Annotated in this window: 14 protein-coding genes; 5 read left to right on the top strand and 9 right to left on the bottom strand. The window is 37.1% G+C overall.

Translation table 11 applies throughout. The features are described from left to right. Nucleotides 1–68 precede the first annotated feature (68 nt). The 8 genes from DSM106972_RS21700 to DSM106972_RS21665 form a co-directional block, all read right to left on the bottom strand. Nucleotides 69–998 (bottom strand): glycosyltransferase family 2 protein, encoded by a 930-nt coding sequence (locus tag DSM106972_RS21700; protein WP_127082669.1) that lies wholly within the window; start codon nt 996–998, stop codon nt 69–71. Between the two features lie 74 nt (nt 999–1072). Further along, nucleotides 1073–3688 (bottom strand): glycosyltransferase, encoded by a 2616-nt coding sequence (locus DSM106972_RS21695; RefSeq protein ID WP_127082668.1) that lies wholly within the window; start codon nt 3686–3688, stop codon nt 1073–1075. Between the two features lie 282 nt (nt 3689–3970). Beyond that, nucleotides 3971–4945, bottom strand: a complete 975-nt coding sequence (locus tag DSM106972_RS21690; RefSeq protein WP_127082667.1) for a CgeB family protein — start codon at nt 4943–4945, stop codon at nt 3971–3973. Nucleotides 4946–4948: 3 nt separating this feature from the next. Beyond that, the gene (locus DSM106972_RS21685) at nt 4949–5959 is read right to left on the bottom strand and encodes a CgeB family protein (protein WP_158632859.1); all 1011 of its coding nucleotides are present in this window, start codon (nt 5957–5959) and stop codon (nt 4949–4951) included. Continuing rightward, the gene (locus DSM106972_RS21680; RefSeq protein ID WP_127082665.1) at nt 5935–7419 is read right to left on the bottom strand and encodes a glycosyltransferase family 4 protein; all 1485 of its coding nucleotides are present in this window, start codon (nt 7417–7419) and stop codon (nt 5935–5937) included. The genes DSM106972_RS21685 and DSM106972_RS21680 overlap by 25 nt, the downstream gene beginning before the upstream one ends. A 92-nt stretch (nt 7420–7511) precedes the next feature. After that, entirely contained in the window at nt 7512–8564 is a 1053-nt protein-coding gene (locus DSM106972_RS21675; protein WP_127082664.1) for a class I SAM-dependent methyltransferase, read from the bottom strand. 33 nt (nt 8565–8597) lie between these two features. Continuing rightward, a complete protein-coding gene (locus tag DSM106972_RS21670; protein ID WP_127082663.1) occupies nt 8598–9875 on the bottom strand; it encodes an ABC transporter ATP-binding protein in 1278 nt (425 codons plus the stop codon). 105 nt (nt 9876–9980) lie between these two features. Beyond that, nucleotides 9981–10832, bottom strand: a complete 852-nt coding sequence (locus DSM106972_RS21665; RefSeq protein ID WP_127082662.1) for an ABC transporter permease — start codon at nt 10830–10832, stop codon at nt 9981–9983. Between the two features lie 133 nt (nt 10833–10965). Between DSM106972_RS21665 and petP the strand changes: the two genes are divergently transcribed. The 4 genes from petP to DSM106972_RS53655 all read left to right on the top strand — a co-directional run bounded on the left by petP (nt 10966) and on the right by DSM106972_RS53655 (nt 13991). Beyond that, complete coding sequence (petP, locus tag DSM106972_RS21660) at nt 10966–11157, top strand: cytochrome b6f subunit PetP (protein WP_127082661.1); 192 nt, start codon at nt 10966–10968, stop codon at nt 11155–11157. Nucleotides 11158–11299: 142 nt separating this feature from the next. Beyond that, on the top strand, nt 11300–12400 hold the full coding sequence (locus tag DSM106972_RS21655) for a Get3/ArsA fold putative tail anchor-mediating ATPase NosAFP (RefSeq protein ID WP_127082660.1): 1101 nt from the start codon (nt 11300–11302) through the stop codon (nt 12398–12400). 102 nt (nt 12401–12502) lie between these two features. Then, a complete protein-coding gene (gene chlG, locus DSM106972_RS21650) occupies nt 12503–13486 on the top strand; it encodes a chlorophyll synthase ChlG (RefSeq protein ID WP_127082659.1) in 984 nt (327 codons plus the stop codon). Nucleotides 13487–13703: 217 nt separating this feature from the next. After that, nucleotides 13704–13991 carry a hypothetical protein gene (locus tag DSM106972_RS53655; protein WP_127082658.1) on the top strand — a complete coding sequence of 96 codons (288 nt, stop codon included), beginning with the start codon at nt 13704–13706 and terminating at the stop codon, nt 13989–13991. On the opposite strand, the gene DSM106972_RS21640 is transcribed toward DSM106972_RS53655, so the two are convergent. Next, the gene (locus DSM106972_RS21640; protein WP_127082657.1) at nt 13978–14937 is read right to left on the bottom strand and encodes an MDR/zinc-dependent alcohol dehydrogenase-like family protein; all 960 of its coding nucleotides are present in this window, start codon (nt 14935–14937) and stop codon (nt 13978–13980) included. The two genes, DSM106972_RS53655 and DSM106972_RS21640, sit on opposite strands and share 14 nt — an antisense overlap. Before the next feature lie 114 nt (nt 14938–15051). Here DSM106972_RS21640 and DSM106972_RS21635 point away from each other — a divergent pair, with 114 nt between their 5' ends. Next, complete coding sequence (locus DSM106972_RS21635; protein ID WP_127082656.1) at nt 15052–15999, top strand: ChaN family lipoprotein; 948 nt, start codon at nt 15052–15054, stop codon at nt 15997–15999. The last annotated feature ends 1 nt before the right edge of the window (nt 16000 follow it).

Genomic DNA, 16000 nt, shown 5'->3' with positions numbered 1-16000 from the left:
ATCCCACAAGAAGTTTATTACAAGAGGTTTATTGTAAAAGTTACTTAAAACTTTTAAATCTTTGTATTTTACTTAATTGGGTCAATTAATGTTTTGTCTAGTTGTTTTATCAAACCTTGATAAGTTCCTACCAAACAAGCACAAACCTTAAGCTGTCTTTGTTCGGTATCAAATAACACAATTTTAACAACAGTGCAAATTGTGTATTTAATGCGATATTTTAAACTTAATAAACGATACCATCCTTGAGCGTATTTAATATCTAAATATGTGTGATTACGACAAATGTAGTAATGGCGTAGCACAGAGTATTTATGTATATAATATTTTTTATATAAAAATTTGACAGCTAAGGGATTACCAAAGTTATGCTGCATGGTAGCTTTAGTAATAATCAAATTAGAATAACCTTTATATCTCAATCGCAGTCCATAATCGAGGTCTATTCCGTCAATAAATAATTCGGCACGTGGAGGAGAAATTGTTTTAGCTTTTTCTATAGAAATTAATGAGCCAGAGGTAATGGGAGCGTCACATTTGTAAAAGTCTATTTGATTTATGTGTTGGCATCCAATAAAACGGTACTTTGCAAATACGGCGCCTTCAACAACAGTATTAGTTTTTACATCAATTGCAGTTGGAGCAATAATACCAATTTCATATTGTCCAGATAATCTTTGATGCGCTTCTAAAAGTATCTCTAGACAATCTGGTGCAGGTACACTATCTTGGTCGAAAGCCCATAAAAAATCATATCCTTGAGCTTGTGCTAAATTTAAAGCTATATTCAATCCGGCGCCGATACCTATATTTTCTGGGTGACGTTCGATAATAATATTTTTTGAGTTACTAAGTGAAACAGGCTCAATACGGGAATTATCTATAATAAAAATTTTATCAATTGGAAATGATTGATTTTGAATAGCTCTAACGCAAGTTTTTACAGCTTGATTATCTTCGTAAGCTGTAATGTATACTAAAACTTTGATTTGTTTCACGTTTTGGATTATTTTTTAATAAAATAAGACGCGATGTAGAGACGCGATTAATCGCGTCTCTACATTTGGGTTTGTTACGAATGATTTAAAACGATAGATTCGTAAATTGTTTCTAGTTCGTTTATTTGTTCTTCGATTCTTCGTATGTGTTGAGTATTAGGTACAAGTTGCTTCTGGTATTTTTCAGGCGCCTGTTCAATTCGTTTTAAAATCTCAATTAATTCATTTATATCGTCAGGAGAAAAAATGTCTCCAGTTATACCTGGACAAATATCTTCTGCAAGTCCACCTTTATTGGAAGCGACTACCCAGACTCCTGCTAAAGTGGCTTCGCGCGTGATTAAACCAAAGCTTTCTGACCATAATGACGGCGCCACTAAAACATCAATTTGACTATAAAAGTCAGCCATTCTTTCGTGTGGCAGCTTTGGTATCAATTGAACTGGAGTGCTACCCCAGGTTTCATGTCTTGGTAAACCTGAGTCTATAAATAAGTCAATTACTGTGACTTCTGTTTTATAAAGATTTGCTGCTATGATGGCTTCTTTGAGAAAGTAATATCCTTTATGGACACAAATTCCACCAGCGAAACCTAAGCGAATGCGTTTTGATGGAGTTCGCGCTAGAACTGGTAAGGGTTTGATGCCGTTGCGGTTGACTTGAATTTGAGTAAAACCGTTAAGACTATATAAGGAAGCTTGAAAGTCAGAAACGGCGAGGATTAGTTTGGCACGGTTTAACTGTTGTGCTAAGTAGCGGCGCCGAGCAAGTGACTTATTTAAATCATCAGCGTAACGCGCGACTACTAAAGGGTCATTTTGGTGAAAATTCCTTTCGACTCCATCACGGTCGAGCATAAATTGGTGGTCGCATATCCACCACGCATCATGTACGGTAACGATGGAAGGAATGTTTAAGTCACTAGCGGCTTCGAGAACTGATGCAGTTAGTCGCTGTATACAGTGGAAGTGTATTAAGTCTGGTTGCGTTAATTTAAGGTATTGAGAAAAAATTTCGTATACCCTTTGGTCTTGATAGCGCCAGTCGATATCGGGATAGGGAGGTAAACTTAGACGGGTAACGTGAATTGAGTCTTGAAGGTATTCACATAGTTCATAACCGTTGGGGTTGTGTAAGTCGTAGGTAAAAACAGAAATTTCGTAACGGTCATCAAATTTTTCTTTTAGGGTGTCAATTATATTTTTGACTACACCTGTTGCTCCACCTAGGGCTTGAGGTGGATATAAGACATTGACAAATAGTAATTTTGTCTTAGTTTGCTTTTGTATTGCACGGTGTTGTGATACTGCTTCTAAGATTGCGTTTTCAAGAATAATTTGGAAATTTTCTGCCATTACAGTGGGATGATACTCCCGTAAGGCTTTTTGTTTTGCTTGATGTGCAATATAAAGACGGTATTGGCTGTCACCTATCATTTGGTCAAGTTTCTCAAACCATTCTTGTTGTGTAGAGGCAATTAAAACATCTTCACCGTCTTGTAAAACTTCTAGATACATTTTGGTATCAGTGACAACCGAAGGAACTCCTAATATTGCTGCTTCTAACCATTTGATTTCGCTTTTACAGTCGTTAAACAGGTTTGATTTGAGTGGTGCAATATTTATATCAGCTTGACAAAGAAATTCCCAATACACTTCTAGATTACTCAATAGTCCAATTCGGTCTACTCTATCTTGGTAAGGCGCCAATAAATCTGGAAGCGTTAGATATCCGACTATAGTTAGTCGAACGTTTGGGTATTTTTCCATGATGCGGGCAATTGCTGGCGCCGCTATTAAAAAATCAGCATCATGAGTTTTTGTACCACTGCCATAAAAAATCGATATGTAAGCGCGTGTGATTTTAGGAGACTGCGTGTGCATAAATTGCAGTAGCGTGCTGTCAATTGCATTGCGGTGACACCAAACGGCGCCTTCACCAATCACACGTTCCATTTCTTCAGCAAGTGCAGGAGTAGAAGCGATGGCATAATCACATAATGTTAATGCTTCACGGTAAAATTTAACTCCTTGCACCAAACCTTCGTATTCATCGGGTGATACTTGTCCTACTAGGTTCTCGTATGGTTCGGGGTATGCATCACCATTAAATATCAAGTCATCGATGTCAAAAAATACAATTTTATTAAGTGATTTTGCGTATTTAATTGTCTCTACTACTTCTCGAAATGCTGGGACTCGATAAAATATGGCAATATGACAAAAATGTAACTGCGCTTGTGCTTGTTTGTAATGGCGCCAAGACACCCAACTAACTTGATATTTTAATGCTTGTAATTGTTCGAGTTTTTGCTGAACACGATAGCGAAAACACTGCGGTAAAGTTTCTTCAACTATTAGTAATACTGTGGGCTTTTCTGGTATATAGCGAGGTAAGTTGATATGATAAAAGTTTATATCTGATGATGTTGATGTTAGTTGATTTTGTATAAAATGTTTCTTAAGTAATATTGCTTGTAATTTTTGTTGAACTTGTTTAATTTTATTTCTTGATTCTATGAATTGAAGACGAAGTTTCCAAAACTTGCTCGTCTGCATCCAGGATACGAGTCCCTGTGATTGTGCTAATTCGGCTTGTGTTGCTTGTAACTGCGCTTTGATGTGTTCTAATTCTAGCTGGGTTGTGCGTAATTGAGTTTGTGTTTGCTTTGCCTCAAATTCACTAACCATTTGTATTAATTCCTATAGTTCTTTAACTGCGGGTTTAATCCCCCCAACCCCCCTTAATAAGGGGGGCTAAGAGTTATTTTGCTATTAACTCTAGTTCTCCCTTTTTTAAGAAAGGCTTTTTATCTTGTTCCCCCCTTATTAAGGGGGGTTAGGGGGGATCAAAATGATATAAAATTTATTTAATGGTTGACTATTTATTCTTGAAAAATTATTGATATCAGGATGCTCAATGCTCTAAATCTAAGAGCTTTAATTAAGTATAAAGTATCACTGTATAAAATGTTAGCTATTTAAACTATCAACTATCTTTAGTAATTCTCTAACTCGATGTAAATAAGAGTGATTATCTATAACAAATTGCTGGACAGATGAAGCCGCGCAATTCCTAATTTCAAAGTTTTCTTTTACGTAGGTTATTGTATCTATTATTTCGTGCGCGTTTTGTAGTTGAAAAATATGGTCTTTTATTTCTGGGTAAAATTCTGGTATGCTGATGTCATTTGATACAATTATCTGTCCTGTGCCAGCTAGGGCTGTTTCGTAAAATCTGTTGGTTGGTGAACTTTGGGGTCTTGGGTTGCCGTCACCGGAAAAGTCTCGAAATAGTGTTAGCGCAAATAATGAATGGTTTTGCAGGTTGGCTAAGTCAGTAGGCGCCAGTCGAAAGTCACGTTCAAATTTGATAATGTCTATATCTGATAGTGTGTCTTGAGGTATGTGAGAATTTGTTGGCAGTATAAATCTACTGGTAAGATGGTTTTGTTTGAGTAAGCTTATTAGTTCTTTGAGGAAGCTAATACGGTTGGGCCAAGCTGTACCTATAAAAATTAAATCGTATAGTAGTTTTGAGGGTTGTTTGATTACTGGATGATAAAACCAGTTTTTGGATGCTGCGAAGGGAAGGTAGTAACAATGAGGATGGCTGTATAAGTTTTGGCTGGCTTTGTCTGATGTTAGTACAATGTCAAAGTGTTTTGCGATTTGTTTGTTAAAGTTTATTTCAAACGGGTCTTCTGTTGTCCATAATATCCATTTGGTGTTAGGGAGTTTGAGGTGTTCAATTGTTGGTGATATTTGTTCTCCTCCGAAGCATATTATGAGTTCGGGTTGGAAGTTTTTGATGAATAGCTGTAGTGTTTGTGGTTGGGATATTTGTATTTGTAGTGATGTTTCTTTAAATGCTTGCCATAGGGAGTGGAGTAGGTGGTAATTGTTATTTGTTGTTTTGGTGTTGTGGATTAATATACGATTTATCATGAATTAGAGATTATTGAGGACTTGTTGGACTAGTGTTTGTAGTCTGTGTCTATATAGGTGTTCTTTATCTACTTTTTGTTTGGCTTTGTTAGCTATGCTATGGCGTAGTTGAGGGTTGTTTATGTATTTATCTGCTAGATATGCAAATTCTTGTTTGCTGCTAAAGGTTATTATTTCTTCTTCGGTGAAATATTCGTGTATTTCTGGTCGGTCGAAGAAGACTAGTTGAAATATTCCCATTGCTGCTACTTCAAATGTTCTCGGCGCCACTGTGGATGGTACTATTTCATAGATGTGGTTTGCGATGTTATGGTTTCGTGATAGGTTTAAGACTATTTTGCTATTTCTATAAATTGATATTAGTTCGTCGTAATCAACTTGAGTACGTGTGAAAAAGTTTTCGGTAATTTGTTTTGACCAATTTGACCCGATAATTAATGTTGAGTAATTTTTCAGGATGTCTTGCAATCCTTCGATAATATCAATACGGTTCGGAAACCCTACACCGCAAAATACAAAATCCCATTCAGGTTCTGTCAGTGGTTCTAATGTATTAGATGCAGATGCTAAGGGTAAGTGGTAAACATTTTGAGAATGATAATAGTTACATGAGTTTTTGTCGTTACTAAATACAAAATCAACTAGTTTTGGTAATAAGTAATTACAATCAAACTCATAAGGGTCTTCTGTTATCCAAGCAGCGACACGAGTTCCTAAGTAACGAATTGTTTGTGTGATGAGGTTGTATATATCTGTATTGGGTTTATAGAATGAGCCAAATAATAATATTAAATCTGGTTGTTTTGTTTTACGTGCTTCGTCTAGATAAGTTTCGCTCTGATAAAATTGAATTGTAAAATAACATTGTGTTGCTTCTGATATCAGCATTTTACGAATGTGTTGATTACTATCTAAGTGTTCTGGAAGCATCCAAATAAAATGAAGGATAAAATTTGCAACGGATGTAACGGATGTAACGGATGGTTGATTTATATCTTTTGTATCCGTTGCCAAGTGTAATTCACGCTGCGTTTGATTGTGGAGAGTAATCCTTGTTGTTTGTAGTATTGCCATGCTTTATATAAAAGATGTTTATTTTCAGGAATAGGAGGAATAGGTTGTTGTGGGTCTGGTAATTGTTGGATTTCTAGGTATGTTTCTATATGACGGGTTTCTATATGGTGTTCTTCGATAATGACGCGCGATAGTAGTTCTAGAGTGTTAAGTTCATATTTTGCTTTTTGTATATGGGTGTAGAGTGCTAAATATTGATTAATATTAGATTCTAAGGAGGGGTATTGTACTTTACTAACTTGTTTGAGTAAATTGAGGAAACTTTCTGTAGTCATTTTTAGAAAATTGTCTAATATTGTGATAATTGAACCATAATCTGTCAATTCGTAAAGGAATCCGTTTTTACCATGAGTAATTCGCTCACGAAATGCTCCGATATTAGGCGCCACTGGAATTAAGCCGCATGACCAAACTTCGGATAAAGCTAATACAAAAGTTTCAGGCCATATTGAGGCAAATAAAGCAATATGACATTGTTGTAGTAGGTTCGGTAATTCTTCAGGAGTGTATTGTCCATGCACTTTAACATTTTTATTTGCTGATGGTAAAATGTCTGAGTAAGGATAACGAACATCTCCATATATATGAAATTCAATATTTTGCTGTGTGGATTGATAGTAATCGATAATTTGTATAATTAATTCTGCTCCTTTGTTCGTATCAAAGTTACCTACACAAGCGACTTTTAAAGGTAATGCAAAGTTATTTAACTTATTGGGTATATCTTGCTCTGTAAAAAAGGCGCCGATGCCTAAACCCATTATTAAGTTAAGTTTGTCTTGTAAATATGGATAAGCTATAATAAATCGATTATATTGGTCGTGACACAAATAGTGGACAGCATCAGCGTAGTAGAGTATTTGTGAGATTGTATTTCTTCGGGTATTTTGCGTACCTGCTTGAGAATTAAAATTTTGCTTTAAACATAAATCACAAGTTGATATAGTAATATTTGGATAATTACAAAAAATTTTATTTTCTGTCAAAAAATTAAATTGTTGACATATTAAATAGTAATCAAAAACAGAAATAATTACCTTGGCACCAGCTTTTTTGGCAATTAATGGTGTATTTAGAGGAAATCTAATTAGATGAAAAATGTGAACTATATCAATGTTTTGTTGTAAAAGTATGAATTCAAACTTAGCGAAAAATTCTTGATGTGAGTAACAATCGGAAGTGACAGGGTAACTTAAGTTTATTTGCTTGAAAGTTTTATTTTTTATATTGAATAATATATAATTATTGCAGTCACTAGCTGTTTTCGTGTCAGGAAATAATACGTACACTTGATTATTTTCAGTCTGTGCTAATGCTTCAACTAAAGTTATAGCGTGAACTTCCGTACCTCCGTGTGGAGCATAACCAACCCAGTTATGTATGACAAATAATAAGTTCATTACGAACAATTTTGCTATTTCTACATGATGAATTCTATATATATTTACATATACAAAAATATGGACAGTAAACAGTAATATTTTTATTTATTTTACTTGAAAAAACTTTTTATTTTAAACCATTTTTCACGTAATTGCCAAAATTTACTGGTTTGCATTGCCACAATCATATACTCAAGGTCTTGTAGCATTGACTCTTTTTGTTGAATTTGAGAATTTAAAATATCTATTTTTACCGAAGATTGTGCTTGTTCAGTAATTGCTTCTGTTCGAGCTTGCTGCAATTCTTGTAATATAGACTCTGTGAGTGCTAGTTCTGACTGTGTATATTTTAATTGAGACTCTAGTTGCTGATTTTTTTCAAGAAGCTGGGAATATTGCTCGTTTAAGCAAGTATACTGTTTTTCTAATATCATGTACTTGTCTTCAACTGTACAAGGAAATGCTTGAATAACAAACTGTAAAGTGTCTGCTTCCTCATCTTGTTCAATTTGGGCAATAACTTCTTGATGGAAATCATCACGCTGAAAAGAGGGAACGAGATGAACGTCTGTAAAAATATCTAATTTTGTTCTATCAATTCCTTTAACTAAATATCCTGTTGTTTCAAACAATTGTTTTATAGTCTTTTTTGTAAAAAATCTTAAATGTGTATTGTCTAATATACCAAACTGTGTATATTCAAATTTACCTTGCAGTAAAGCTAAACGAATAGCTCCATGAGCAATATTTGGGATAGAAGCAACTACATAGCCACCAGGCTGTAATATATTCTTTGTATCTTCTAAGACTTTCCAAGGGTTACGGAGATGCTCTAAAACATCTCCAAAAACAGCAACGTCAAACTTTTGGTTAGGGAATATTTCTGTGATGCTGGTAAAATCTAAGTCAGCAATTATAACTTCTTGACAGTACTTTTCTGCTTCTTGAGCTGCTTCTTGATTATAATCTACTCCTGTAACTACACAACCATTATGTTTAAGTAACTGAGCTAAATAACCTGTAGCACAGCCAAAATCAACTACACGTTTGTTCTTACCAATGAAATGTAATGTCTTTTTTAAACTGGTATTATCCTCAAGAGCTTCCTCAGTTAATCCATCAAAAGAAGGATAATCTTTAATCAAGTCTTTATATTTTTCCATAATACTTTTTAAATATATAAATGTTGGGTTGCGCTACGTGGAACCCAACCTACAAGGTGTACAAATAGTTACATTAATAGGATGGTCAATTAGAGCATAAATTTGTTTGCCTGTTTTTGGTGGTAAAACTTGAAACACCATTGCGTTATCAACCCAATCGAAAGTTAAGGCTTCGTTATTTTCGGCGCCTGCAACAGTTAAACTATACGAAGCGGGTCTTAGTGGTAATTTAAACTTAAAATTGACAACGACTCGTTGTCTAAATTCTAGCTTATCGATTTTGACATTTTCTTCAAAGGTATTAGTTCCAATAATCTCGTTACCGTTTTTATCACAAATATAAAAGCCTAAAATACAGCTAAGGAGTTTTTCATTCGCTTTTATTTCTACAACTAGCGTTACTTCTTCATTAAAGCCAAACACGGGTGTTTCACCAGCATCTTCACCCAAATGATTAAGCATTTTTACTGATTCAATTCTGGCTTTACCGCTTCCTCTACGTGCGATAGTTGTATCTTTATTACATTTCTCTTCTTGCTGCGTTTGTTTAGACTCGGTTGCTGATATGCCTAATTCTAAGTCTGTTAATAATTTGAGATATGTAATTGTGATATCGTTAGGCGCCCCTTTGCTATATATTTGTCCATCATGAATCATAATGGCTGAGTTACATAACGTTTTAATGGCGCCGGAATCATGCGATACAAATAGTGTAGTCACACCAGAGTCCATAAGCGCACGCATTCGTCGCATACAACGGTGCTGAAACACAATATCACCTACAGCTAGCGCTTCATCTACAATAAGTACTTCGGGGTCAACGTTTACTGCAACTGCAAACGCTAAACGAACAAACATTCCACTAGAATAAGTTTTTACAGGTTGGTCGATAAAATCACCAATATCAGCAAACCCAGCAATATCATCAAACTTTGAGTCAATTTCGTTTTGACTCAACCCTAGTAACCTGCCATTAAAAAATACATTTTGTCTTCCTGTAAATTCTGGGTTAAAACCACTGCCTAACTCCAACAGCGCTGAGACTCTACCCTTAACTACCACTTCTCCTGTAGTAGGGGTCAAAGTTCCAGCGATAATTTGTAGCATTGTGCTTTTACCCGAACCGTTACGTCCAATAATTCCCACTGTCTGACCTTTGGGGATATCCAAGTTAATATCGCGCAAAGCGAAAAACTCCTGAACTTTATTGGAGTGGGGCAATAATAATTCCTGAAGTCTATCCATTGGACGTGCGTAACGCTTATAGCACTTGGATACAGAATGAAGTGAAATTGCGATTTCCTCACTCATTAACCAATACCTTGATGACTATATAACTATTATTTGAAGAAAAAAGCAAAAAGAAAAGGACATCGCTGTCCTACTTCCGTTTACCTTTTTCCTTTTTCTACGAAATTACAACACATCCGCAAAGGCAGGACGCAGGCGCCGATAAACCCACAATCCGCAGCAAAATAATACAAAGGATATCGTCGTCGCAACTCCCCACTCTCCCCAGTGCTTAACTTCACCATTTAAAACGATATCACGGTAAAATTCGGCAATTGCGGTCATTGGATTTAACCAAAATATCCAAGTTCGCAGTCCTTCGGGAATTGCTGTGGCAGGGTAAATAATTGGTGTTGCGTACATCCAAATGTTTAATAATACACCTAAACTTTGTGGAATGTCTCGTAAAAATACAGTTAAACCAGCAGCTAAATAACCTATTCCTGCGGTTAAAAGCAACTGCGTCAACCATACCAAAGGCAACAGTGCCAAAGTCGCATGTAAGGTATGAGAAGTAAAAGCGACGAATACAATCAATATCATCAAACCAAAAGAGCTTTCGATAAAAGATGACAAAATTGGCACTAAAGGCAGCAAAGACAGCGGGAATACAACTTTTTTGACTAAATTAGGCTGTCCAACTACTGAGTTTGCTGACTGTACTAAACCACTAGAAAAAGCAATCCAAGGCAACAAACCAGCAAACAACCACAAACCAAAAGTAAAGTTATTATCAGGCAAAGCTTTGAGAGTTAGTTTGACTTTAAGTACAAACGAGAAGACATATGTATAAATTAATAGCTGTGATAGTTGATTTAATAGGGGCCAAAGATTTCCTAGCACAGAACCTTTATAGCGTGCTTCCAAATCACGTCTTACCAGCGTTCGTAGCAAATCATATTTTGCCAGAAACTTCTCGTTAACAGGCAGCAAACGCTTTAACTTTTTAAGTTTGCCACTAATACGCTGAACTTCCATAATTATCTCCTAGTCCTCACACACACCTAAGCTTTTTTCTCGAATGAACGCTAGTTATCATTACAAGTTCCTATATTGTCGCAGATTCGTATAAACTGAGTCTTGGTTTACTGCATTAGTTTATATATTTGGCATGGAAATCGGACAAAGAGTAAAGATATATCGTTTACGCGACCGCGTTAGCGCTGCAACTGCTGCGAAATTAGGACAAACTGGCTTAATTCAAGGTTACAAAATAACGGATGGTATGGGTGTTGGTGTTGTAGTGTTGTTTGATGACAATTATTCTACTTGGTTCTTTGAGGATGAACTCAAAGTCGTGTAGAAGCGCGAGAAACATCGTATGTAGAGACGTGATTAATCACGTCTCTACGACGGGTTTACAACTTTGGGGGAAGTGAACAGGCGCATTAAGAGTGCTAAGTTGTGAGTGCTGCACTACATTTACGAGTATAGGAATTATTTCAATGGCATTGATATTAACATTTTTAGGTAAAAGCAGTACTGCGCGGACTAAAATTGCAATTGCTGCTGCAATGAAACAAGCGCGTGAGGGTAAGCGTGTACTTTTAGCTGGAAATTCAGAACCAGCTATGCAAATTCTTTTGGGAACAACTTTATCTAACGAACCTCAAGAAGTTGCACCTAACTTACAAGCAGTGCAATTTCATGCTAGTACGCTACTTGAAAGCAGTTGGGAAGAGGTAAAAAAACTGGAAGCGCAGTATCTCAGAACACCCTTCCTAAAAGAGGTATACGGTCAAGAACTTGCCGTATTACCAGGAATGGATGCAGCTTTGGCTCTCAACGCAGTACGGCAGTACGATGAAAGCGGTAAATATGATACCATTGTTTACGATGGTACTGGTGACTCTACAACTTTACGATTACTCGGTTTACCTGAATCATTAAGTTGGTACGTGCGACGCTTTAGACAGTTATTTGTTAACTCTGATTTAGGCAAAGCTATTTCTGAATCACCTTTAATTCAACCTTTAATCAGCACATTCTTTAATATCAACTGGACATCAGATAACTTTTCGCAACCCACCAACATGGCAAATAACTTACTCGATAAGGGTAAAGCTGCACTTGCCGACCCAAAGCGAATAGCTGCTTTTTTGGTGACAAACGATGACCCAGTTGAAATTGCATCTGCCCGTTACTTATGGGGTAGCGCACAGTTAATAGGGTTAACTATAGGGGGTGTTATACTTACAGGCGCCGTTTCTAATCCAACTTTACAAGAAGAATTTGAGCCTTTAACTATTACCACAGTCAACGATGCGACCGAAGGGCAGTGGCAATCAATGATAGACACATTACCCGACTTCGTAGCGCAAGCAACACTTGCACCTCGTCCAATGGAAATAGATACAGGTGCCCGTCAAGTACGTTTATTTTTGCCAGGATTCGACAAAAAGCAAGTTAAACTAACTCAGTATGGTCCAGAAGTAACCATAGAAGCAGGAGACCAGCGTCGGAATATACTTTTGCCACCTCCATTGAGTGGAAAACCTATAACTGGCGCCAAATTCCAGAATGGTTATTTGATAATCTCATTTTAAGAAAGTTATGAGTGCTGAGTGCTGAGTGCTGAGTACTGAGTTGAAAATAACTCCTCACTCCGCGCCTCCTCACTCCTAACTCCTAATTATTTATTACAGCTTATGTCAGAAACACCGATTACCCCATCTACTGAAGACCGTAGTGCTAAAGCCAGACAATTGCTGGGCATGAAAGGCGCCGCATCTGGTGAAAGTTCGATATGGAAAATTCGCCTGCAATTAATGAAGCCGATTACGTGGATACCCTTAATTTGGGGTGTTATATGCGGCGCCGCTTCTAGTGGTGAATTTACATGGACAGTGGAAAACGTTCTTAAGTCATTGACTTGTATGTTGCTATCGGGACCACTGATGGCAGGATATTGTCAAATAACAAATGATTATTACGACCGAGAAATAGACGCAATAAACGAACCCTATCGTCCCATACCTTCTGGAGCAATTTCTATACCCCAGGTATTGACGCAAATTTGGGTATTGTTAATAGCAGGTTTGGTATTAGCGTTTGCTCTCGATAAATGGGCAGGTAATAGTTATCCTACAATTACAACTATTGCCGTTATAGGCGCCATTATTTCATATATCTACTCGGCGCCACCTTTAAAGTTAAAACAAAATGGTTGGCTCGGTAGCTATGCACTTGGCGCCAGTTACATAACATTTCCTTGGTGTACAGGTCATGCATTATTTGGCGAACTGCACTGGCAAATAATTGTTTTGACTATGTTCTATAGTTTAGCTGGCTTAGGTATTGCCATAGTCAACGACTTCAAGAGCGTAGAAGGAGATGCCAAACTCGGTTTAAAATCGCTGCCAGTAATGTTTGGTACCAAAACTGCCGCTTGGATTTGCGTGTTGATGATTGATATATTCCAAGCTGGAATTGCAGTTTACCTTATTTCTATTCATCAACAACTCTACGCAGCAATTTTGTTACTGCTTGTAATACCGCAAATTACATTCCAAGACATGTACTTTTTACGTGACCCATTAAAGAACGACGTAAAATACCAAGCATCAGCGCAACCGTTCCTCGTTCTGGGGATGTTGGTGACAGGTATTGCAATTGGTCATGCGGGATTGTAGTTTTTAGGCTTGCTTTGAATCATTGATGTAATTCATGATTGTGTAGAGACGTTACATGTAACGTCTCTACATTTTTGTATATATTTTTGTATATAAATTCTAAAAAATTACAAATTACGACAATCTCTCTTTAGTGGGAAGTTAAAAATATATAATCCAGTTTACATAGTACGTATGTCAAGCGCTTGTATTCAGAACTACTCACCTAAATATTGCTGTGTTACAAATAATTCTAAACATAATTAGGCACATTCAACCTTTTCTCGTCCCCATTTGCTTTGTAGGCGCCTGGAGCTTTATAATACTCGCGATATGGAGTCTATGGACAACTGCACGTGATAGTGTATCGGCCGCAAAGCAGATGCATCAAATACCCTGCACTGGTTGCCAATATTTTACTGCTGACTATCGACTCAAATGTACTATTCATCCTTCTATCGCAAGCACTGAAGAAGCGATTAGTTGTATGGATTATCAACCCAAGACAAATCCTATGTTTTACTAATTTCGAGTAAAACCTTCATAACACCCTTTGTTTTCGCTTGTTCAAATGCAGTAATTCCTTCATCCAGAGGAAATATTGAATGAATGAGCGGTTTAATATCTATTTTTTCTGTTGCTAACAGTTCAAGTGCTGGTGCAAATGGACCACAACGTGAACCAATTAGAGTTATTTCATCAACAACCAAAGCAGAAGCATCTAAGCTAAGATTACCTGCATAAGTGCTTTTTAATACTAATATTCCGCGCGGACGTAAAGCGCGACGAGCGATATCAAAGCCTGCACTATTACCTGTACATTCAACGGCAATATCAAAGCTACGTGTTTGTACGTCATCAGCATAGCCAACTTTAATACCTTTAGCTTCTAAATTAGCAAGTTTATCGGCATGGCGCCCAATAGCCAACAAATCGCAACCAGTAAGCGCTAGTGTTTGAGCAACCAATTGTCCTAATTTACCATCCCCTACAACCAATACTTTATCATCAGAAGAAATTGAGATTTGCTGCTGAATTTCCAAAGCTGCTGCAACAGGTTCAGTAAACGTTGCCACATCTGTCGGAACATTATCGGGAACTAGATGTAAATTTGCTACAGGTAAAGATAAATAATCAGCAAAGGCGCCGTTACGGTTGACAATACCTAATACCGTGCGATTTTCACAATGAGTTGGAATTCCTTTGAGACAATAACGGCACTTTCCACAAGCAGCATTAATTTCGCCAACAACCCTTTTATTAATTAAATTATCGGGTCCTTGCTCAACGACGCCCACAAACTCGTGACCCAAAATACCACTGTAAGGATAATAACCGCGCGTCAATTCAAGGTCAGTGTTACATATACCCGCTTTACATACCCTCACCAAAGCTTCCTCTGAAGCAGCTTCAGGAACTGGTATATCAGTACGTAGTTCAAGCTGTTGATTTTCTAACCAAAGTCCTTTCATAAGTATAAAGTGCTGAGTGCTGAGTGCTGAGTTTTATAAACCAAATTTCTTTTAGCACTAAAGTAGCAAATTGCGCGCATTTACTTATATGCTTATTCTAAACGGTAGCACAAAATGAAGAAAAGCTTCACACTTACCACTCAGCACTCAGCACTCAGCACTCAGCACTTTACACTCTACTTAACGCGAGTATTTGCCCTAACACTAGGATGCTTTGTACTTTGTACTTTACCAGCAGGCGCCTTACAAGAAAATGCAAAAACCTGTGAAACTCGTTTTCCCCTAAGTAAATGCGTTAACAGCGTTACTCAACTAGTTTCCCAAATTGCGCGAGCCAACGTAATATATCTAGGAGAAACGCACGATAGCGCTAAAGACCATGAAAACCAATTAAAAATTATTCAAGAACTACATAAACGAAACAAGAAAATTGCCATAGCAATGGAAATGTTTCAGCGTCCCTTCCAAAACGTTATCAATGAGTACCTAGCAGGTAAGATAACTGAAGCAGAGCTAGTCAAGCAAACAGAGTATGAACAACGCTGGGGTTTTAACTGGGAATTATACGCACCCATAGTTAGATTTGCGAAAGAGAACAAAATACCAGTTATAGCAACAAACACTCCCTCAGAAATTACCCGTAAAGTTTCGCATCAAGGTTTAGAAAGCTTAACACCCGAAGAACGCAAGCAGATACCACCATTTTCAGAAATTCGCACCTCTCCCGAAGAATACCGCAAAATGGTTTTAGCGGCATTTAAAGCGCATCAAAGTGCGGGACATGGAAATAGCAAAAGTACAGAAAGATTTTTTCTTGCCCAAGTTCTATGGGATGAGACAATGGCAGAAAGCATTGCCAACTTCGTAAAAAGTAATCGCGATTATCAAGTAGTAGTTTTAGCTGGACAAGGACACATCGTATACGATTATGGTATTCCTAGTCGTGTAGAACGGCGCCTGCAAGGTAAACAAATAACTCAACATTCAATATTATTAAGTCCACCAAACGATGATAGCTTACCCAGTAACAAGCAAATAGCTGACTTTATCTGGCGCCAATAGA

This window comes from Dulcicalothrix desertica PCC 7102 (assembly GCF_003991905.1).
Classification (GTDB): domain Bacteria; phylum Cyanobacteriota; class Cyanobacteriia; order Cyanobacteriales; family Nostocaceae; genus Dulcicalothrix; species Dulcicalothrix desertica.
The sequence above is the reverse complement of the archived record's forward strand: the minus strand, read 5'-3'. Positions and strand labels throughout refer to the sequence as shown.

Coding starts and splice junctions, on each gene's coding strand:
- DSM106972_RS21665 (WP_127082662.1), bottom strand. CDS start 10,832: ATGGAAGTTCAGCGTATTAGTGGCAAACTTAAAAAGTTAAAGCGTTTG.
- DSM106972_RS21680 (WP_127082665.1), bottom strand. CDS start 7,419: ATGAACTTATTATTTGTCATACATAACTGGGTTGGTTATGCTCCACAC.
- petP (WP_127082661.1), top strand. CDS start 10,966: ATGGAAATCGGACAAAGAGTAAAGATATATCGTTTACGCGACCGCGTT.
- chlG (WP_127082659.1), top strand. CDS start 12,503: ATGTCAGAAACACCGATTACCCCATCTACTGAAGACCGTAGTGCTAAA.
- DSM106972_RS21675 (WP_127082664.1), bottom strand. CDS start 8,564: ATGGAAAAATATAAAGACTTGATTAAAGATTATCCTTCTTTTGATGGA.
- DSM106972_RS21690 (WP_127082667.1), bottom strand. CDS start 4,945: ATGATAAATCGTATATTAATCCACAACACCAAAACAACAAATAACAAT.
- DSM106972_RS21635 (WP_127082656.1), top strand. CDS start 15,052: ATGAAGAAAAGCTTCACACTTACCACTCAGCACTCAGCACTCAGCACT.
- DSM106972_RS21640 (WP_127082657.1), bottom strand. CDS start 14,937: ATGAAAGGACTTTGGTTAGAAAATCAACAGCTTGAACTACGTACTGAT.
- DSM106972_RS21670 (WP_127082663.1), bottom strand. CDS start 9,875: ATGAGTGAGGAAATCGCAATTTCACTTCATTCTGTATCCAAGTGCTAT.
- DSM106972_RS21655 (WP_127082660.1), top strand. CDS start 11,300: ATGGCATTGATATTAACATTTTTAGGTAAAAGCAGTACTGCGCGGACT.
- DSM106972_RS21695 (WP_127082668.1), bottom strand. CDS start 3,688: ATGGTTAGTGAATTTGAGGCAAAGCAAACACAAACTCAATTACGCACA.